The organism is Duganella flavida (genome assembly GCF_009857445.1).
Lineage (GTDB): Bacteria > Pseudomonadota > Gammaproteobacteria > Burkholderiales > Burkholderiaceae_D > Rugamonas > Rugamonas flavida.
Genome location: NZ_WWCN01000002.1, coordinates 199,700 through 218,572, shown reverse-complemented (window position 1 = coordinate 218,572; position 18,873 = coordinate 199,700). Strand labels below are relative to the sequence as shown.

Sequence of the window (18,873 nt, the reverse complement as noted above, 5' to 3'; positions counted from 1 at the left end):
GTTAATTAAACGCCGACGCCGAACGAGCCAGCCAGCGGACCGAGGCCGCCTTTAAAGCCCTGGCCGACGGCCTTGAACTTCCAATCGCCGCCGTTGCGATATACCTCGCCAAAGATCATCGCTGACTCGGTCGAACCATCTTCCGACAAATCGTAGCGGGCGATTTCAGCATTGCTGCCAGCGTTCACGGTGCGGATGAAAGCCTTCTGCACCATGCCGAAGTTCTGGCGGCGCTGGTCGCCTTCGTGGATGGTGGCGCAGATTGCGATGCGCTCCACATCGGCCGGCACCTTGCTCAGGTCGATGGTGACGGTTTCGTCGTCGCCATCGCCGGCGCCGGTGCGGTTGTCGCCCGAGTGAGCGACCGACTGGTCGGACGATTTCAGGTTGTTGTAGAAGATGAAGTCGTTGTCGTTGCGCACTTTGCCATCCACTTTCAGCAGGAAGGCCGAGCCATCCAGGTCGAACGCGTTGCCGTCGGTGTTGCGCACATCCCAGCCGAGACCGACCACGATCTTGGTGAGGCCGGGAGCTTCCTTGCTCAGGTTGACGTTGCCGCCTTTTTGCAGACTGATTGCCATTTGTGATACTCCTAAAAATGAAAACCGGACTTGGGTACTAGGTACCAGGTACTACAAGGCGGCGAGCCGTTGTCCGTAATAAACGGCCCGCCGTATTCTTTACGCCGTGACGGCGAGGGTTTCTTGCTGGCGGCGATGGCGTACCGAGGACCACACCGAAGCTCCGATGAAGGCCACACCAATCAGGCCGGTGAAGATTTCAGGTACATGGAACTTCATGCTTGCCAACATAATCGCGGCCAAAATACCGATCGCATAGTGAGCGCCGTGTTCGAGGTACAGGAACTTGTCCAGCGTGCCTTTCTTCACCAGGTAAATCGTCATCGAGCGAACAAACATCGCGCCAATCGCCAGGCCCAGCATGATGATCACAACGTCAGTGGTAATCGCAAACGCGCCGATCACGCCGTCGAAGCTGAACGAAGCATCGAGCACTTCGAGGTACAGGAAGCCGCCGATACCGCCGCGCTTGACCATGTCGCCCACATTGCCGCCGCCTTCTTCTTCCTTCTCCAGCAGGCTGCTGATGCCGTCAACACCGACGTAGATCAGGATGCCCCACAGGCCCGAAATCAGCACTACCAGCTTCTGGCCTTCTTCCACCAGACCCATACAGCCCAGCAGCACGGCGATCGAAATCATCACTGAGACCGAAGAGATCTTGCCCAGCGCGCCGAGCTTCTTCTCGAAGTTACCGAGCCAGTGCGTTTCCTTCTCCGAATCCAGCAGGAAGTTCAGGAACACCAGCAGCAGGAACATGCCGCCGAATGCCGCCACTTCAGCGTGGTGATTGGTCAGATGCATCGAGTACGTTTTGGGATCATTCAGTGCCAGCGTCCACACATCAGCGATGTTGAGGTCAGCCGCCACCGCCACAATCACCAGCGGGAACACCAGGCGCATACCAAACACCGCGATGATGATGCCGATGCCGAGGAACAGTTTCTGCCAGTATTCATCCCAGTTCTTCAGCACGGAGGCGTTCACCACCGCGTTGTCGAACGACAGCGATACTTCCATCGCCGCCAGAATCAGCGCCACGCCAAAGGCAGACAGCGCACCGCCCCACCCTGCTAGCTCATAGCCCCACCAGCCTGCCAAGCCTAGGCAGATAAAGCTGACGAGGAAAGAAATTCTGAAGTGCTTCATCGTTTTCTCTCGTAGTTATTAATCGATGGACGCAGTGTAAAGAAAACCGACACTTTAAAAAATAGAAGATAATTGAAGTATTACTTCGAAAAAACAGAACCATGAAACACAGTGGATTGAATTTCAGACACTTATATTTCTTCTGGACCGTGGCAAAAGAAGGCGGCGTGACGCGCGCCGCCGAGAAGCTCGGGCTGGCGGTACAGACCATCAGCATGCAACTCGCCTCGCTGGAACAATCGATCGGCAAGCAGTTGCTTGAACCCCAGGGACGCCGTTTGGTGCCGACCGAAGCTGGCCGGATGGCGCTCAGTTATTGCGACCAGATTTTCGCGTTGGGCGACCAACTGCAAGACGCATTGGAAGAAGCCGACACCGGCAAGATGCGCCTCACCGTCGGCATCTCCGACTCGCTGCCCAAGCTGATCGCCTACCGCCTGCTGCAGGCGACGCAGAACATGGGCAAGCAAGTGCGGCTGGTGTGCATGGAAGATGAATTTGAAAACCTGCTGGCCGACCTCGCCTTGGGCAAGCTGGACGTAGTACTGACCGACCGCACCGTGCGCGCTGGCGGCAGCTTGAAAGTATTCAGCCACCTGCTTGGTGAAAGCGACATGAAACTATTCGGCACGCCCAAGCTGGCGCGCAAATACCGCCGCAACTTCCCGGCCAGCCTGGACGGCGCACCGCTACTGCTGCCGACTCGCAACAACGCCCTGCGCGGCCGCATCGACGCCTGGCTGGTGCAGCACAACGTGCGCCCGGAAATCGTCGGCGAGTTTGAAGACAACGCCATGCTCAACACTTTCGGGCGCAATGGCCTCGGCATGTTCTTTGCCCCCTCGGCGCTTGCGCAGGACATTGAAGACCAATTCGGCGCCGTGCTGATCGGCGACGCCCCCGAGCTGCGTGAGCATTTCTACGCCATTTCCAGCGCCCGAAAAATCACCCACCCGGCCATCGAAACCATCCTCAACGAAGTGCACTCAGGCCTGTTCGCTTAAATCCGGGGTCAGGTCCTCCATTTCTACACGGTCTCTGCCGTAGCGATCGCTACGGCAGAGACCGTGTAGAAATGGAGGACCTGACCCCGGATGACAAATCGTTTAAGATGCAGGTTTCAACTACGTAAAGTGCCGCTCGGCCCCTATGCAAAACTTCCTGCTTGTCGTTCTCGCCATCCTTCTGGTTGCTTTGAACGGTTTCTTCGTCGCTGCTGAATTCGGCATCGTCACACTGCGAAAAACGCGCGTTCGCGCCATCGCTAAGACACAGGGAATCAAGGGGCGCATCCTCGGCAAAGTCCACGGCGAGCTGGACGCCTATCTGTCCGCTTGCCAGCTCGGCATTACGCTGGCCTCGCTGGGCCTCGGCTGGGTCGGCGAGCCGGCGTTTGCCGGTTTGCTGGAGCCGCTGCTCACTTTCATCGGCATCACCTCGCCTGAGCTGGTACACGGCATCGCCTTCGTGTTCGCATTCGGCGTGATTTCCTTCCTGCACATCGTGGTCGGCGAACTGGCGCCGAAGTCGCTGGCGATCCGCATGCCAGAAGCAGTCGGCTTGTGGGCGGCGTTGCCGCTGTATGGCTTTTATTGGGCCATGTACCCGTTCATCTACCTGCTTAACGCCAGCGCCAATATGGTGCTGGGCCTGGCCGGCTTGTCCGGCAAAGGTGGTCACGACAGCCACTACTCGGTAGATGAGCTGAAACTGATTTTGCGCACCAGCCAGCCGGGCGAGAAATTCAACGAGGACGAACGCAACATCCTGGCCCACTCGCTGGATTTCAGCGACCTGTCGGTGTCTGATCTGATGCGCCCAATTAATGAAGTGATCGGCCTGCACGCGACCCGTCCACTCAAGGACAATCTGGACACCATGCTGCGCAACCGCTTCAGCCGCTATCCCTACTACGACAAAGATGGCGAAACCGTGCTGGGCGTGGTGCACCTGAAAGATTTGTTCTTCGCCATGCAGTCCGGTAAGCAGATCACCGACCTGGTGCCCTTTCTGCGCCCGGTGGAAACGATTTCCGCCCGTACCCCGGCGTTGGAACAATTCCGCCGCTTCCGAGACGGCGCGCCGCACTTTGCAGTCATCGGCGAAAAAGGCAAGCGCCCGCTGGGCTTCATCACGCTCGACAACCTGCTGGGCGCCATGGTCGGCGAAATCCACGACGAATTCCGCCTCAATGAAAACGACTGGCTCAAGCAGGAGGACGGCACCCTGGTCGGCAAAGCCAGCCTGCCGATTTTCTCGCTTGAGCGCACCCTCGGCATCGATATTGAAAATGAAGAACTGGGCCTGGAAGAGGTAGAATCGGTAGGCGGCTTGATTATGCTGAAACTGGGCGATATCCCGAAACAGGGCCAGCGTATCAGCTTCCGCAGTTTCGACATCGTCGCCAAGAAAATGAATGGTCCGCGCATCCTGCTGGTCAAGGTTATCCCGAAGGACGATACTGAGGATAACGCCGACCAGGACTGACCGGCCCACGGAGGAGATATGTTAGCCCGGCTTATCCTGTCCGCCGCCCTGCTCGGCCTGAGCTCCACGGCCGGCGCCGAAACCAGCGGCGCCTGCGGCCACCTGCGCAGCGCCTTCTACGAGTACGGCGCGCTCTACTATAAAACTGCCGACGGCCACTGGACCGGCATCGACAAGGATGTGGTCGACGAAGTGGCACGCCGGCTCGGCTGCACCATCGACCCCAGCACCGATTCGCGCGTGCGCATCTGGGCTGGGCTGAATGGCGGCACCATTGATTTGTCGGTGTCCGCCATGTCGACGCCGGAGCGCGAGAAGTACGCGCGCGTGGTGCCGTATATTTCGGAACGCAACTACGTGTTACTCCACAAGGACGTCAGCACCAGCATCCGCAGCATGGACGACTTCCTGGCCGATCCCACCATCAAGATCGGCGTGATCAAGACCTTCCGCCACGGCAAAGTCTACGATGCGTGGCTGGAGCGCCTGCGCGCCAAAGGCCGCGTGTATGAAGCGCCCGACTACGAAGCCATGCTGCGCCTGTTCAAGGTAGGCCGGGTGCAGGCGGTGATGGCGATCAGCACCGGCTGGTATCCGCTAGTCAAGCAGGAAACCATGGCGGGCAGCTACCGCATCATGGATTGGGCGCCGCCCAAGGATACGGTAGTGGGCGGCCTGATCCTGTCACGCCAACATGTCGATGAAGCGCTGGCGGCGCGTGTCAGCCAGACCATCCGCGCCATGCGCGAAGACGGCACACTCAAGCGCATCTTCGAACGCCACCTCGATCCTGAGCTGGCGGCGCGGCTACTGAACTTTTAAACCGCGTTACCAGTCCAGCTGCGCAGCAGGCCGAGGCCTACCGCCAGCAAGGTCGGACCGATGAACAGGCCGACAAAACCGAACGCCAGCACGCCGCCCATCACGCCCAGCAGTACCAGGATAAACGGCAGGCTGCTGCCGCGCGAGATCAGCACTGGCTTGACCACGTTGTCGACGCCGCTGATCACGAACATCCCCCACACGAGCATGAAGATGGCCCAGCCGGTGCTGCCCTGGTTGAACAGCCAGATGGTGGCGCCCCCCCAGATCAAAGGCGGGCCGACCGGAATCAGCGAGAACAGGAAAGTGGCGACCGACAGCAGTGCCACCGCCGGCACGCCTGCAATCAGGAAGCCGACTGCAGCCACTGCGGCTTGCGCCAGCGCCGTGCCCAGCAAGCCATACATCACGCCACGCACGGTGCGGCTGACGGTGTCAGCGACTGCCACGCTCTGCTCGCCGATCAGCTTATCCATGCCGCTGGCCAGCGCTTGTACGATGGCTTGCCCATCGCGATACAGGAAGAAGCTGACGAACACGGCCAGGCTCACCTGCGCCACGCCGCTGCCCAGCACCATGCCGCCGCCGAGCAGGATACGGCGTCCCGGCTCCAGCAAGTTCTTGGCGACGTTCAGCAACTCCTCGCGATTATGCAGCAGCTTGGCGAGATAGTTGTAGGCGGCTTCGCCGGCCAGCGGGATATCCTTCAGCCACGCAGGTGGATCGAGCGTACCGCTACCCAGGCCTGCTTTCACCTGGTCATAAAAATCGGAAGCGTTGTCGGCGATATTCCACGTCACCAAAGCCAGCGGCACGATGATCAGCAAGGTCAGCCCCACGCTCATCGCCAGCGCGGCAATGGTGCGGCGCTGCTTGAGGCGCGCCAGCAAACGCTGGTACAGCGGCCAGCTGGAAATCGTGATGGCGGCGGCAAACAGGATCGCGGCAAGGAACGGCCGCAGCACGATCAGGCAGCCGATCACCAGCAGGATAACGGCGGCCAGGCGGGTGTAGGGCTGGAAGCGCTGCTGCATGCGATCAGCCCAGCAACAGCTTGATGTCGTGCACGGCCGGCGCGACGCCTTGTCCGTTACGCAGTAGCAGGCGCAGCTTGCCCTGTTTGTCGAACACATAGCTGGCGGCGCTGTGGTCTACCGTGTAATTGTCCTTGCTGCTGCCCGGCACCTTGGTGTAAATCACCTTGAACTCCTTGCCGACAGCGGCGGTCTGTTCCGGCGTGCCGTACAGGCCGATAAAGCGCTTGTCGAAGGCCGGGACGTACTGGGCCAGCAGCTCCTGCGTATCGCGCTCAGGATCGACGGTAACGAACAACACCTGTACCTGATCCGCTTGCGGGCCGAGCTGCTTGAGCACCTCGGTCAATTCCGCCATCGTAGTCGGGCACACGTCGGGGCACTGGGTATAGCCGAAGAACATCACCACCACCTTGCCCTTGAAGTCCGCCATTGTGCGCGGTTTGCCGGTGTGGTCAGTGAGCGCGAAGTCCTTGGCGAACGACGCGCCGGTGAGGTCAGTGCTCTGGAACGCCAGCTTCGGCGCCTCCACCTTCTTCTCGCCGCAGCCGGCCAACAAGGAAACAGCAATCAAAGCAAAGGCGAGAACTTTTTTCATCAGGGCGGATCTTTCAGTTGAACTTGATCGAGCTAGAGCTGGTCTAAGCAACATGATACCGTCTGGGACAGCGAAGTGGCTGCCCTTTTGGGATGAATTGGAATCAGGCTCGCTACGCTTGCGGCACGCGCGACAGCGCTGCCGAAAATGCTTTGGGGACGTAGATCGGTGGGGCGGTATCGATAAAGTGATTAACGTGCACACCGCCCTACACGTTCTTAGAATCTGAGGTAGTGGTCGACCAGCAGGGACAGGAACAGCAAGCCGAGGTACATGATGGACCAGGCGAACGCTTTGCGAGCGATCTGGTCGGTGTAGTGGCGGTAGACTTTCCACGCGTGGCGCAGGAAGATGGCGTTCAGGATGATGGCGCTGACGAGATAAATCAAGCCGCTCATTTGCACCGCGTACGGCAGCAGCGTGGTCGCCGCCAGCGCAATCGAATACAGCCAGACGTGGAACTGGGTGAACTTCATGCCGTGCGTGACCGGCAGCATCGGCAGGCCGGATTTGGCGTAGTCGTCGCGGCGGTACAGCGCCAGGGCCCAGAAGTGCGGCGGAGTCCAGACGAAGATAATCAGCACCAGCAACCACGCCTGCATCGGCACATCATTGGCCACGGCCGCCCAACCCAAGGCCGGCGGCATCGCACCCGACAGGCCGCCGATCACGATATTCTGCGGCGTCGACGGCTTCAGAATCATGGTGTAGATAATCGCGTAACCGAGGAAGGTGACAAAGGTCAGCCACATAGTCAGCGGATTGACCAGCGCGTACAGCATCCACATGCCGGCGCCGCCGATCACCAGCGCAAACACCACGGTCTGCGATACCGAAATATTCCCCAACGCCATAGGACGACGCGCCGTACGCGCCATACGCGCGTCGATCTCGCGTTCGGCCAGACAGTTGACGGCAAACGCCGCCCCCGTCAGCAGCCAGATGCCTACCGTTGCATACAGCACCAGCGACAAACTCGGCAAGCCATCCGGCGTGCCAAGGAACATGCCGATGACGGCACAAAACACGGCCAGGATGGTGACGCGCGGTTTGGTGAGCGCCCAAAATTGCGAGGCGCGGCTCTGAGATTTGCTGCTTACAGTTTGCGTGGTCATGAGAGGTACTTAATCAATGCCGTACCGTCGACGTGGGAGGATGCGAGGCGCTCGATGCTGCCTTTTTTGCAATGTCGTACTGGTACTTAGCCTTGTAGTTTAACATGGTCAGCAAAAGTACCAGCATCGCCGCCCCGGCGTTGTGCAGCACGGCGATGGCCAGCGGGAAGCTCAGGTAGATGGTGGCCACCCCGGTCACGATCTGCGCGCCCAGCGTGAATGCGATGTAGCGGGCGATTTTGTGCAGGTCGTCATGCCCCCATGCGCGCCACGCCGTGTAGCCCGCCACCAGCGCTACCAGGATGCCGAAATTGCGATGCACCCAGTGAATGGCCGTCAGTGCCGAGAACGGCAGGTAGTGGCCAGCGGCAGTCTTGCCCAGCTCGCGCCACAGGGTAAAGCCGTGTTCAAAGTCCATCTCCGGGATCACCTTGCCGCTGCACAGCGGGAAGTCCGGGCAAGCCATTGTCGCGTAATTGGTGCTGGTCCAGCCGCCCAGCGCCAGCTGCACCAGCAGCAGCGACGACGCCACACCAGCCAGCACGCGGATGTTGCGTATGGCCGGCGGCGAGGCGCTGACCAGCGTGCGCGGCGCATGCAGGTGGTTCTGGCGGCCGCCGTACCACGCCAGTATCGCCAGCAAGCCCATCCCCAGCAGCAGGTGGGTGGTGACGATCACCGGTTGCAGCTTCAAGGTGACGGTCCAAGCGCCAAACGCGCCCTGCAGGCAGACGAAGAAGAACAAAGCGGTCGGCAGCCACGGCGCATATTCCTCACGCCGCGTCTTGTGCCACTGATACCAGGCCTGCGCCATCATCGCCACGATCAGCACGCCGATAGTCATGGCGAGGTAGCGGTGAATCATCTCAATCCACGCCTTGACCACGGTTACCGGGCCGGTTGGCATCAGCGTTTCCGCCGCCACAATCTGCTCATGCGCCAGGAAAGGATTGGCGGCGCCGTAGCAGCCCGGCCAGTCCGGGCAACCGAGACCGGAATCGGTCAGGCGCGTGAAGGCGCCAAACACGATCAGGTCAAACGTCAGGAATACGCAGACCCATACCAGCTTGCGGTATTTATTCGCGTCCGACGAAGTCCAGACGATGGCGGCCGGCAGCAGCGCAATCAGCAGCGCCGTGATGGCCATTTGGGCAAGAGTGAGATGCATACAATATTTAACCTATGGCCGAAGCCTTCAACAATTTCGCGATGTCCTTCTGGACCCGCTTGACCTTCTCGATATCGCTGGACACCGCACCTTTCGGGAAGCGCATCATCAGATTGCCCAGCGGGTCGATCAAATACACATGATCCGACGCGCGGTCCGCCGCAACACCCTCCTCCAGTGGCAACCATTTCTCCAGCACGGCGGCCGGCGCGCGCAGCATGCGGGTGCCGTCGTTCACGCGCAGCAGCATGGTTTCCAGCGGCTGGTCATCGGTGATCAGCCACACGCGCTCGATGCGCTCCATCTCCTTGCCCTGCATGGTGCGCAGCTGGCGCATGGCGAACAGCTGGTCCTGGCAGTCCTGCTGGCAGTCGGATGGTCCCACCTTCAGCATAATCCACTTGCCCTTGAAATCTTCCAGCTTGGCCGGCTTGCCGTCCAGCGTGGTGCTGGCCATGGCAGGAATCGGATAGTTGCGCGGATCGATCAGCGCGCCGTAATTGGTCACGCCGCCTTTCGGCTTGACCACGTAATAGGTGAAGTATGACGCAATCAGCGGCGACGCGCACACGGCCAGCACCGCGAACAACTTCCAGCGGCTGCGTTGTTGTTGCTTATTTGGTTTTTCCACGCCTGAATCCATTTGCTACAAAAAAGATAACCGCCATCGCCGCCAGCGCATACCACTGGAAGGCGTAGCCCTGATGTTTTTCCACGCCCAGCGACGGCGCCGGCCAGTCGCGCACCATCTGTGCATCGTCGCCCGATGGCCGGGCCGGCGCGTCCTGCTCCACCACGAACGGCTGCATGGTCAGGCCGCTGTCCTTGGCCAGCTGCAGCGGATCGGCGTTCTGCACGATGGCGTTGGGTGTCAGCGGCGGCGCGGTCCCCAGCTGCATCACATGACCGGCGTTGAGACGCGCCACGCCTTGCACTGTGACCGGGCCCTCGGGCGTGGCATAGCTGGGCAGCTTGTCGCGCACCGCCGGATCGCGCGGCAACCAGCCGCGCGCCACCAGCACGTGCATAGTCGAACCCGATATTTTAAACGGCATCAGCAGGTAGAACCCTGCCTTGCCTTGGTACGGCCGGTTGTCCAGATAGACTGGCCAGCCGCGCACGAATTCGCCGCTGACGGTAACGCGGCGGTAGGCCACGGCATCGGCCGCCACGGGCGCGCCATCCAGCGCCACCGGCGCAGCGCGAGAGCCTTCAGCCATTTTGGCCTGCAGTGCGATTTTCTGTTCAGCGCGGCGCGACTGCCAATTGCCGAGTTGTACGCCCAAGGCCACCACCAGCACCGTGGCCACGAAAGGAATCAATTTAAAGCGGAACGCCATTACAATGGAACCTCGATCAAATCATCACTCCTCATGCTATGAAAATTGCCGTTGCCATCGCGTTCATCCTGATCCTCGGCAGCCTGGGTGCGGCGTTCTTTTTCCTGATGCGCGACAAGGGCCGCAGCAACAACACGGTGCGCGCGCTGGCGGTACGCGTGGCGTTGTCGATCACCCTGTTCCTGCTGATCCTGCTGGCCTACCGCATGGGCTACATCCACCCGACCGGCATCCGCACAGGATAAAAAAAAGCCGCACCGGAGTGCGGCTTTTGCGTCTCTGGATATTACAGCCAGTAGACCACAACGTACAGGCCCAGCCAGACCACATCGACAAAGTGCCAGTACCATGCCGCGCCTTCAAACGCGAAGTGGTGATCCGGCGTGAAGTGGCCTTTCAGCAAGCGGTACAGCACCACCGACAGCATGATCGCGCCCATCGTCACGTGGAAGCCGTGGAAGCCGGTCAGCATGAAGAAGGTGGAACCGTAGATGCCCGAGGTCAGCTTCAGGTTCAGCTCAGTGTAAGCGTGGTGATACTCATAGGCCTGGAAACCCATGAACACTGCGCCCAACAGGATGGTGGCAAACAGCCAGATCGCGGTTTGGGCGCGATGGCCAGCACGCAGCGCGTGGTGCGACAGAGTCAGCGTCACGCCCGAGGTCAGCAGCAGCGCGGTGTTAATGGTCGGGATAGGGAACGGGCCCATGGTCTTGAACTCTTCCACCGTACCGGCCGGCGTCGCGCCGCCCCAGTGCGCGGCAAAGTCCGGCCAGATGAATTTGTGATCAAGGTCGCCCAGCCACGGCATCGAAATCGTGCGCGCATAGAACAGCGCACCGAAGAAGGCGCCGAAGAACATCACCTCCGAGAAGATGAACCACCCCATCGACCAGCGATACGAATAGTCGATCCGTTGGCTGTACAAGCCGCCTTCCGATTCCTTGATGGCGTCGCCAAACCAGAAGTACAGCACGGTCAGCGTGAACAGGATACCAATCAGGTTAGCCGCCGGTCCCCACGGTGCATCATTGACCCAGCCGGAAGCACCGGCCATCGTCAGCAACATGGACAAGCCAGCCAGCAGCGGCCAGCGCGATGGACCGGGCACGTAGTAGTACGGTGCTGCGCCGCCGTGCGTATGTGTGGAACTCATCTTCATCTCCCTAATCAACTTTTATTTAGCTACTACGAGTTTGACGATAGTTATCAGTAATCCTATGAACAGCGCCACCGCCAGCAAGGCCGCGACGATGATGTGGAGCGGGTTCATGCCCTGCTGGTCCTCATCAAAATCGCGCTTGCGGCGCAGGCCGACAAACGACCACAGCACCGCCTTCACCGAATACAGGAAGCCGGGCTTTTTGCTCATCTAGTTGGCCGCCGTCTTGACCAGACCGCCACCCACCTCGAAGAAGGTGTACGACAGCGTGATCGTCTTCACGTCCTTGGGCAGTTTCGGATCGATGTAAAACACCACCGGCATCTGCCGTGCTTCACTAGCCTTCAAGGTTTGCTGCTTGAAGCAGAAGCACTCCACTTTCAAAAAATACGGCATGGCGCTTTGTGGCGCGTAGCTTGGTATGGCTTGCGCGTTCATCTCGCGCTTCTGGGTGTTGACCACTTCGTACATCACCGTGGTCAGCTCGCCCGGATGCACCGTCATGCTGTTGACCGTCGGCCGGAAGCGCCATGGGCCTTGCGCGTTGCCGTCGAATTCGATGGTCACGTCGCGGGTCTTGTCCACCTGCGTGTTCTGGTCAACAGTGACAGTGCCGTCTTTTTGCGTCAACACGTTCAGCCCCAGTGCTTCACAGATCTGGCGGTAGAACGGATTGAGCGCGTAGGCAAAGCCGAACATCGCGACTGCAATGATCAACAGCTTGCGCAGCAGGATGCGGTTATCCATCTCAGCTCAACCACATCCGTTTGACAAACACCGACACGAAGAAAAACAAGGCTACCCCGCCCAAAATCAGGGCGGTGCGCAGGTTGTTCGGCTTAGGTTGGCCGCTCATGATTATTTGAACTGCGGTGGGGTTTCAAAGGTGTGGAACGGCGCCGGCGACGGCACAGTCCACTCCAGGCCTTCCGCGCCATCCCAAGGCTTGGCTTCCGCTTTTTTGCCGCCACGGATGGTCGGGATGATCACGCCGAACAGGAAGAACACCTGCGACAGGCCGAAACCAAACGCGCCGATGGTGGCAATCATGTTGAAGTCGGTGAACTGCGCCGAGTAGTCGGCATAGCGGCGCGGCATGCCGGCCAGACCCAGGAAGTGCATCGGGAAGAAGGTGACGTTGAAGGTGATCAGCGACAGCCAGAAGTGCGCCTTGCCCATGGTCTCGTTGTACATATGGCCGGTCCATTTCGGCGACCAGTAGTAGAAGCCGGCGAACAGCGCGAACAGCGAGCCGGCCACCAGCACGTAGTGGAAGTGCGCCACCACGTAGTAGGTATCTTGCAGCTGGATGTCGATCGGGGTCACCGCCAGGATCAGGCCGGTGAAGCCGCCGATGGTGAACACGAAGATGAAGCCCACGGCAAACAGCATCGGGGTTTCAAAGGTCATGGAGCCGCGCCACATGGTAGCGATCCAGTTGAACACTTTGACGCCGGTCGGCACCGCGATCAGCATGGTGGCGTACATGAAGAACAGTTGCGAGGTCACCGGCATGCCGGTGGTGAACATGTGGTGAGCCCAGACGATGAACGACAGGATCGCGATCGACGCGGTGGCGTACACCATCGAGGCGTAGCCGAACAGCTGCTTGCGTGCAAACGCCGGCAGGATCTGCGAAACGATGCCGAACGCCGGCAAAATCATGATGTACACCTCCGGGTGACCGAAGAACCAGAAGATGTGCTGGTACATGACCGGATCGCCGCCGGCGGCCGCGTTGAAGAAGGAGGTGCCGAAGTGGCGGTCGGTCAGCGTCATGGTGATGGCGCCTGCCAGCACCGGCATCACAGCGATCAGCAGGTAGGCGGTAATCAGCCAGGTCCAGCAGAACATCGGCATCTTCATCAAGGTCATGCCCGGCGCGCGCATGTTGAGAATGGTGACGATGATGTTAATCGAACCCATGATCGACGAAGCGCCCATCAGGTGCATCGCGAAAATACCCATGTCCATGCCCATGCCCATTTGCGTCGACAGCGGCGCGTACAGGGTCCAACCAGCAGCGGTAGCACCGCCCGGCACCAGGAAGGACGTGGCCAGCAGCAGCGCTGCCGGTGGCAGCAGCCAGAACGAGAAGTTGTTCATACGGGCAAACGCCATGTCCGATGCGCCGATTTGCAGCGGGATCATCCAGTTGGCGAAGCCGACGAAGGCCGGCATGATGGCGCCGAACACCATCACCAGGCCGTGCATGGTGGTCAGCTGGTTGAAGAACTCCGGCTGGAAGAATTGCAGGCCCGGCTTGAACAGCTCGGTACGGATGCCCAACGCCAGCACGCCGCCCGACAACAGCATGACGAAGGAGAACCACAGGTACAGCGTGCCGATATCCTTGTGGTTGGTAGCGAACAGCCAGCGCGACAGACCATGCGGATGGTCATGTGCGTGGTCGTGGTCGTGTGCGTGATCCAAAGTGCTCGTGCTCATGTGTAACGCTCCTGATTACTTACGTGCAGCCACGACTTCGGCTGGTTGAACGATGTTCTCGGCGGCCTTGTTCGACCAGCTATTGCGGGTGTAAGTAATCACAGCCGCGATATCCGTATCCGACAGTTGCTTCCAAGCTGGCATTTCGGCAGGATATTTCCCGCTCTTCTTACCGTGCAGCAGAACGTTGATCTGTTCAGCCTTAGGACCATTCACCACTTCCGAGCCATCCAGCGCAGCGAAAGCAGCCGGCACACCCTTGCCGTTAGGCTGGTGGCAGACCACGCAGTTGGTGTTGTAGACTTTTTCGCCTTTGGTTTTCAGCTCATCGATGGTCCAGGTTTTGTTTGGATCATCCGCCAGTGCGGCCATTTCTTTTTTCTTGCCATCGACCCAGGCGGTGTACTCGGCGTCGGTGACCACGCGCACCACGATCGGCATGAAGGCGTGCTCCTTGCCGCACAGTTCCGAGCAGTAGCCGCGGAAGGTGCCGGTGTGTTCAGCCTTGAACCAAGTGTCGCGCACGAAGCCAGGAATCGCATCCTGCTTGACGGCGAAGGCCGGGATCGACCACGAGTGGATCACGTCGTTGGCAGTGGTGATCATGCGGACCTTGCGGTGCACTGGCACCACCACTTCATTGTCGACTTCCATCAGGTAGTTGTCGCCGCGCTTCTCGGTAGGCTCAAAGCCCGGTGCGCCGACTTGCGCGCGCGGAGTGGACAGGTTGGACAGGAAGGAAATGCCTTCGCCCTCGCCCTTCAGGTAATCGTAGCCCCACTTCCACTGCATGCCGGTGACCTTGATGGTGATGTCGGCGTTGGAAGTATCCTTCATGCCGACCACAGTACGGGTAGCTGGCAGCGCCATGCCGATCACGATCAGAAACGGCACGATGGTCCACGCGACTTCAACCGCCGTCGATTCGTGGAAAGTAGCTGGCTTGTGGCCCAGCGACTTGCGGTGCTTGAAGATGGAATAGAACATCACGCCAAACACTGCAACGAAGATGACCAGGCAGACGCCCATCATCCAGTTGTGCAGGCTATAGACTTCGGTGGCGATTTGGGTGGCGGGAGGTTGCAGGTTCAGTTCATTGGCGATTGGTCCGCCGGTGCCGCCTGTCGCTGCGGCGTAGGTGCCAGTGCTTGCTGCGGTCTCAGCTGCCCACGCTGGCATACCGGCTGCCAGCATCGACAGTCCGAGCATCAACGCTTGAAGTCGCTTCGCATGTTTCATGTTTTCCCCAACTGCCCAAGAAATTAAAATAATTTTTTTAACGTCTTACCGGCTGATCGGTGAACTGAACCGGCGACGCTCCTTAAACAACTTACGCCGGCCTGTCCGTACTGCTGGGGAACAACCCTGGCGCTCGATTCTGCTTAATGCAACTGCTCGTTCGTGCTCGATGTAACCTGATTTCGCCGGGGGTCGCGGTTTTATAGCTGGCGACGTAACATGCTGGCAAAATTAGTGAATGATTATATAGAACAAAAACGATGCACATCAACAAATAATCGATTTCACAACTTTGGTGTTGCCAAGGGCTTTACGCCGCATGGCAACATACCTTCCCCTCTCAGCGCGGCTTGCGCGGGGGATCAAAACGGATAATGGCTTCGCCCTTGGAAGTCACCTTTGGGGCCGGCCGGAAGGCGTGACCGTAGATAACTTCAAAGGTCAGGCCGAGTTTCCCATCGGAACGACGACCGCGTTCCAGCGCGTCCAGCATGCGCTGCCAGGCCTGTTTGCCCATCATGCTGCGGCGCAACGTTGTCAGCGGATTACCACCCAATGCGCGTACGTCAGCCAGCAACGCTTGTGGCGTATCGTAGGTCACCGTGATGGTTTCCATGTCCAAAACCGGGGTCGAAAACCCGGCTTCGACCAGCTGATCGCCAAAATCGTGCATATCGACGAAGGGCAGCACGTGCGGCGCCAGGTCAGCTTCGGCAAACGCAGTGCGCACTTCGCGCAGCGAGTCGGGGCCGAAGGTGGAAAACATCAGCAGGCTATTCACGCGCAGCACGCGGCGCCATTCGGCAAACACGCGGTCCGGCTGCGGATGCCAGTGCAGCGCCAGGTTGGACCAGATCAGGTCCAGCGAGTTCGGGCCCAGCGGCAGCTCGGCGAAATCGCCGCACAACAGGTCGACGCCGCTTTTGGACGGTAGCAGTTTGCTCAATAGCTGGTTCAGCGAGGACGACTTGGCGCCCGGGCCCTGCGCGGCGCGCAGCATGGCTTCGGCGGCGTCCAGGCCGAGGATTTGGGCAGCGGGATAAGCTTTTTGCAACAAAGGCAGGTCGGCGCCGGTTCCGCAACCGGCATCCAAAACGCGCTGAGGCGCTATTTTAATCAATTCCAGCCGGTCGAACATGCGCGAAGATACCTCACGGCGCAGGAAATCGGCGGTCTGAATGCGTTCAGGGCGGGAAAACAGCTTGCGCACGCGTTCAAGGTCGATCGGGGCGCTGAGTTTGGGGGGATTAGCGGGGACTTGCATGGCGATGAGTCGTTGTAATGCGATAATGTCGGCAGTGTACATGGTTGCACGCCATCGCGACGACGGCCGGGCCGGTTTTCAGCGCGGAGGCATGGCATGAATGATAAGATAAACCGGACGACAACGGCTCCGGCCGGGCTGCGGCAGTGGCTACAGCGGCACGCCGGCGCGCTGCTGGGACGGCTACTGCCGAACAACTGCGCCCTATGCGGCGGAGACAGCGACGACGCGCTGTGCCCCGGCTGCACAGCCCAGTTCTTCGGTCCGACCGCCGCCATCGCCCGCTGCCCACGCTGCGCCAACCCGCTACCAGAGCGGCCTGAACATTCGGGGTCAGCTCTGTCATTCGGACACGAGCTCGACCGAACTCCGGGGTCAGGTCCGCCATTTCTACACGGGCTCGACGCTCAGTTGTGCGGCAGCTGCCTCGCCGAGCCGCCCGCTTTCGACCGCACGCTGGTCGCTGCCGACTATGCTTTACCGGTCGACCAGCTGGTTTTGCAGCTAAAATTCGGCCATCGCCTGGCGCTGGCCCCGCTGTGCGCCCGCTTGCTGCGCGACGCCGTGTTGTCCCATCCGGACTACACGCTGCCCGCCCTGCTCTGCCCGGTGCCGCTAGGACCGCGCCGTTTGGCCGAGCGGGGCTACAACCAGGCGCTGGAAATCGCCAGGCCGCTAGCACGCAGCATGGGGGTAGCCTTGCATGCGCGGCTGGTGGTCCGCGTACATGAAACCGCCGCCCAGAGCAGCGTCACGCCCGAGCGGCGCCAGCAGAATATCGCCGGCGCTTTCGCCGTGCCGGACGCAGCACTGGTGGCAGGCCGCCACATCGGCGTCGTCGACGACGTGATGACCAGCGGCCGCACCCTGAACGAACTGGCGGCGACATTGAAACGCCACGGCGCGGCGCAGGTGAGCAACCTGGTGTTCGCCCGCACGCCGCCGCATTGATTTAACAAAGGAAGAGCATATGTTCCACGTAGTCCTGGTCCACCCAGAAATCCCGCCGAACACCGGCAACGTCATCCGCCTGTGCGCCAACACTGGCGCGCAGCTGCATCTGATCGAGCCGCTAGGCTTCCCGCTGGAAGACTCCAAGCTCAAGCGCGCCGGCCTCGACTACCACGAGTACGCGCGCATGAAAGTGCACAAGGACTGGGATGCCTTCCTGGCCGAGATCCAGCCGGACACCAGCCGCATGTACGCCATGACCACCCACGGTTCGTCGCCGTTCGGGCAGTGCAGCTTCCAGCCGGGCGACGTGTTCGTGTTCGGCTCCGAGACCGCCGGTCTGCCGGTGGCGCTGCGCGAAAGCTTCCCGCCCGAGCAGCGTATCCGTCTGCCGATGCGCCCCGATAACCGCAGCATGAATTTGTCGAACACCGTGGCAGTGGTGGTGTTCGAAGCCTGGCGCCAGAACGGCTACGCCGGCGGCGCCTGAAGCGTATTGAGTTTGCTCAAAGATCCTGCTCGCGTGTCCGAATGACAGAGCTGACCCCGAATTGGGGGCGCGCGTGCAGCCACACCGAGGCTGCCACGCCGGCAATCAGCAAGATGATCGCGCACAGCTCCAGCGGACGTGGTGCCTGATGCTGGTACAGGAAGCCGTACAACAGGCCGAATAAGGTTTCAAACAGCAGCAGCTGGCCGGATAGCGTCACCGGCACGCGCCGGCTCGCGAGATTCCACAGCTGGTTGCCGATCACCGACGCGCCCAGCGCGACAATCGACACCACGCTCCAGAAACGCAGCCAGTCGCGCACCGCGCCGCTTTCGCCCGGACCGCCGGCCCAGCCGCCGCAGTAAGCCACGACCGCCAGCAACAACGCCACCACGCCGGTACTCAGCCCATACAAGCCCGACCACTCCGCGCCACTGAAATGCGGATTCCGCTTGAGGAAGCGAGCGTTGTCCACTGCGTACCACGTCCAACACAGCAGCGCGCCAAATGCGCACAGCATGCCCAGCGCGACAATCGGCCACGTCTGGCCGCCCACTGCGGCGTGCGTGAACACATCAACGTTGATGCAAACGATGCCAGCCACCACCAGCGCCAGCGGCCACGCCAACTGACGCAATGGCAGCGCGCCATGGTCGCGTCGCCCCAGCAAGGTCACGCTCAACGGCAGCAATCCGATAATCAGCGAAGCCGCCGCCACGCCCGCCAGCTGCACGCCAGTCGACAACAGCAGGTAGTAGACGATATTCCCTGCCAACGCATGGCGCAGCAGCACCCAGGCATCCTCACGCGTCAGGCGGCGTAGCAGGCCGCTCAAGCGCGGCATCAACAGCACCAAGGTAATCAAGCCATATGCCAGATAGCGCCCCAGCGCCAGCTCCACCGGCGAGAACTCCGCCAGCCAGCGCGGCATCACAAAAATCATGCCCCAGAAGGCACCGGCCGCAAGGCCGCATAAAACGCCATACCACATAACAATCCCCTTTCAAGGGATAGTGTGGCGGTAA

General features: G+C 60.4%; 22 protein-coding genes. 6 read left to right on the top strand and 16 right to left on the bottom strand.

What is annotated here, in order from left to right:
* Positions 1–5: 5 nt before the first annotated feature.
* Positions 6–581, bottom strand: coding sequence for a TerD family protein (locus tag GTP46_RS03375; protein WP_161005210.1), 576 nt, complete (start codon positions 579–581; stop codon positions 6–8).
* Positions 582–680: 99 nt separating this feature from the next.
* Positions 681–1,730: a DUF475 domain-containing protein gene (locus GTP46_RS03370; protein ID WP_161005209.1), complete on the bottom strand. Its 1,050-nt coding sequence runs from the start codon at positions 1,728–1,730 to the stop codon at positions 681–683.
* 101 nt (positions 1,731–1,831) lie between these two features.
* Between GTP46_RS03370 and nhaR the strand changes: the two genes are divergently transcribed.
* From nhaR to GTP46_RS03355, 3 genes are all read left to right on the top strand, one after another.
* A complete protein-coding gene (nhaR, locus tag GTP46_RS03365) occupies positions 1,832–2,734 on the top strand; it encodes a transcriptional activator NhaR (RefSeq protein ID WP_161005208.1) in 903 nt (300 codons plus the stop codon).
* Positions 2,735–2,879: 145 nt separating this feature from the next.
* A complete protein-coding gene (locus tag GTP46_RS03360; RefSeq protein WP_161005207.1) occupies positions 2,880–4,217 on the top strand; it encodes a hemolysin family protein in 1,338 nt (445 codons plus the stop codon).
* Positions 4,218–4,235: 18 nt separating this feature from the next.
* On the top strand, positions 4,236–5,039 hold the full coding sequence (locus GTP46_RS03355; RefSeq protein WP_161005206.1) for a substrate-binding periplasmic protein: 804 nt from the start codon (positions 4,236–4,238) through the stop codon (positions 5,037–5,039).
* Here the strand turns inward: GTP46_RS03355 and GTP46_RS03350 are convergent.
* From GTP46_RS03350 to GTP46_RS03325, 6 genes are all read right to left on the bottom strand, one after another.
* Entirely contained in the window at positions 5,036–6,073 is a 1,038-nt protein-coding gene (locus tag GTP46_RS03350) for an AI-2E family transporter (RefSeq protein ID WP_161005205.1), read from the bottom strand. The genes GTP46_RS03355 and GTP46_RS03350 overlap by 4 nt on opposite strands.
* A 4-nt stretch (positions 6,074–6,077) precedes the next feature.
* Positions 6,078–6,671: an SCO family protein gene (locus GTP46_RS03345; RefSeq protein ID WP_161005204.1), complete on the bottom strand. Its 594-nt coding sequence runs from the start codon at positions 6,669–6,671 to the stop codon at positions 6,078–6,080.
* Between the two features lie 218 nt (positions 6,672–6,889).
* The gene (gene cyoE, locus GTP46_RS03340) at positions 6,890–7,786 is read right to left on the bottom strand and encodes a heme o synthase (protein WP_161005203.1); all 897 of its coding nucleotides are present in this window, start codon (positions 7,784–7,786) and stop codon (positions 6,890–6,892) included.
* Between the two features lie 13 nt (positions 7,787–7,799).
* Positions 7,800–8,954, bottom strand: a complete 1,155-nt coding sequence (locus GTP46_RS03335; protein WP_229258783.1) for a COX15/CtaA family protein — start codon at positions 8,952–8,954, stop codon at positions 7,800–7,802.
* 7 nt (positions 8,955–8,961) lie between these two features.
* The gene (locus tag GTP46_RS03330; protein WP_371869540.1) at positions 8,962–9,585 is read right to left on the bottom strand and encodes an SCO family protein; all 624 of its coding nucleotides are present in this window, start codon (positions 9,583–9,585) and stop codon (positions 8,962–8,964) included.
* Positions 9,569–10,300, bottom strand: coding sequence for an SURF1 family protein (locus GTP46_RS03325; protein WP_161005437.1), 732 nt, complete (start codon positions 10,298–10,300; stop codon positions 9,569–9,571). Before GTP46_RS03325 ends, GTP46_RS03330 begins: the two co-directional genes overlap by 17 nt.
* A 32-nt stretch (positions 10,301–10,332) precedes the next feature.
* Here GTP46_RS03325 and GTP46_RS03320 point away from each other — a divergent pair, with 32 nt between their 5' ends.
* Positions 10,333–10,539: a twin transmembrane helix small protein gene (locus tag GTP46_RS03320; protein ID WP_161005201.1), complete on the top strand. Its 207-nt coding sequence runs from the start codon at positions 10,333–10,335 to the stop codon at positions 10,537–10,539.
* Positions 10,540–10,580: 41 nt separating this feature from the next.
* On the opposite strand, the gene GTP46_RS03315 is transcribed toward GTP46_RS03320, so the two are convergent.
* The 7 genes from GTP46_RS03315 to GTP46_RS03290 form a co-directional block, all read right to left on the bottom strand.
* Positions 10,581–11,450, bottom strand: coding sequence for a cytochrome c oxidase subunit 3 (locus GTP46_RS03315; RefSeq protein ID WP_161005200.1), 870 nt, complete (start codon positions 11,448–11,450; stop codon positions 10,581–10,583).
* A 21-nt stretch (positions 11,451–11,471) separates the two neighbouring features.
* Positions 11,472–11,666, bottom strand: a complete 195-nt coding sequence (locus GTP46_RS03310) for a DUF2970 domain-containing protein (protein WP_161005199.1) — start codon at positions 11,664–11,666, stop codon at positions 11,472–11,474.
* Positions 11,667–12,203, bottom strand: a complete 537-nt coding sequence (locus GTP46_RS03305) for a cytochrome c oxidase assembly protein (protein WP_161005198.1) — start codon at positions 12,201–12,203, stop codon at positions 11,667–11,669.
* A 1-nt stretch (position 12,204) separates the two neighbouring features.
* Positions 12,205–12,312 carry a cytochrome oxidase small assembly protein gene (locus GTP46_RS29610; protein ID WP_229258782.1) on the bottom strand — a complete coding sequence of 36 codons (108 nt, stop codon included), beginning with the start codon at positions 12,310–12,312 and terminating at the stop codon, positions 12,205–12,207.
* Positions 12,313–12,314: 2 nt separating this feature from the next.
* On the bottom strand, positions 12,315–13,904 hold the full coding sequence (gene ctaD, locus GTP46_RS03300; protein ID WP_161005197.1) for a cytochrome c oxidase subunit I: 1,590 nt from the start codon (positions 13,902–13,904) through the stop codon (positions 12,315–12,317).
* A 15-nt stretch (positions 13,905–13,919) separates the two neighbouring features.
* The gene (gene coxB / locus GTP46_RS03295; protein ID WP_161005196.1) at positions 13,920–15,143 is read right to left on the bottom strand and encodes a cytochrome c oxidase subunit II; all 1,224 of its coding nucleotides are present in this window, start codon (positions 15,141–15,143) and stop codon (positions 13,920–13,922) included.
* 340 nt (positions 15,144–15,483) lie between these two features.
* The gene (locus GTP46_RS03290) at positions 15,484–16,407 is read right to left on the bottom strand and encodes a methyltransferase domain-containing protein (RefSeq protein WP_161005436.1); all 924 of its coding nucleotides are present in this window, start codon (positions 16,405–16,407) and stop codon (positions 15,484–15,486) included.
* 96 nt (positions 16,408–16,503) lie between these two features.
* On the opposite strand from GTP46_RS03290, the gene GTP46_RS03285 reads away from it, so the two are divergent.
* Positions 16,504–17,358: a ComF family protein gene (locus GTP46_RS03285; protein ID WP_161005195.1), complete on the top strand. Its 855-nt coding sequence runs from the start codon at positions 16,504–16,506 to the stop codon at positions 17,356–17,358.
* Between the two features lie 19 nt (positions 17,359–17,377).
* The gene (gene trmL / locus GTP46_RS03280) at positions 17,378–17,848 is read left to right on the top strand and encodes a tRNA (uridine(34)/cytosine(34)/5-carboxymethylaminomethyluridine(34)-2'-O)-methyltransferase TrmL (RefSeq protein ID WP_161005194.1); all 471 of its coding nucleotides are present in this window, start codon (positions 17,378–17,380) and stop codon (positions 17,846–17,848) included.
* Between the two features lie 16 nt (positions 17,849–17,864).
* Here trmL and GTP46_RS03275 read toward each other — a convergent pair whose 3' ends face one another.
* Positions 17,865–18,839, bottom strand: coding sequence for a DMT family transporter (locus GTP46_RS03275; RefSeq protein ID WP_161005193.1), 975 nt, complete (start codon positions 18,837–18,839; stop codon positions 17,865–17,867).
* Between the last annotated feature and the right edge of the window lie 34 nt (positions 18,840–18,873).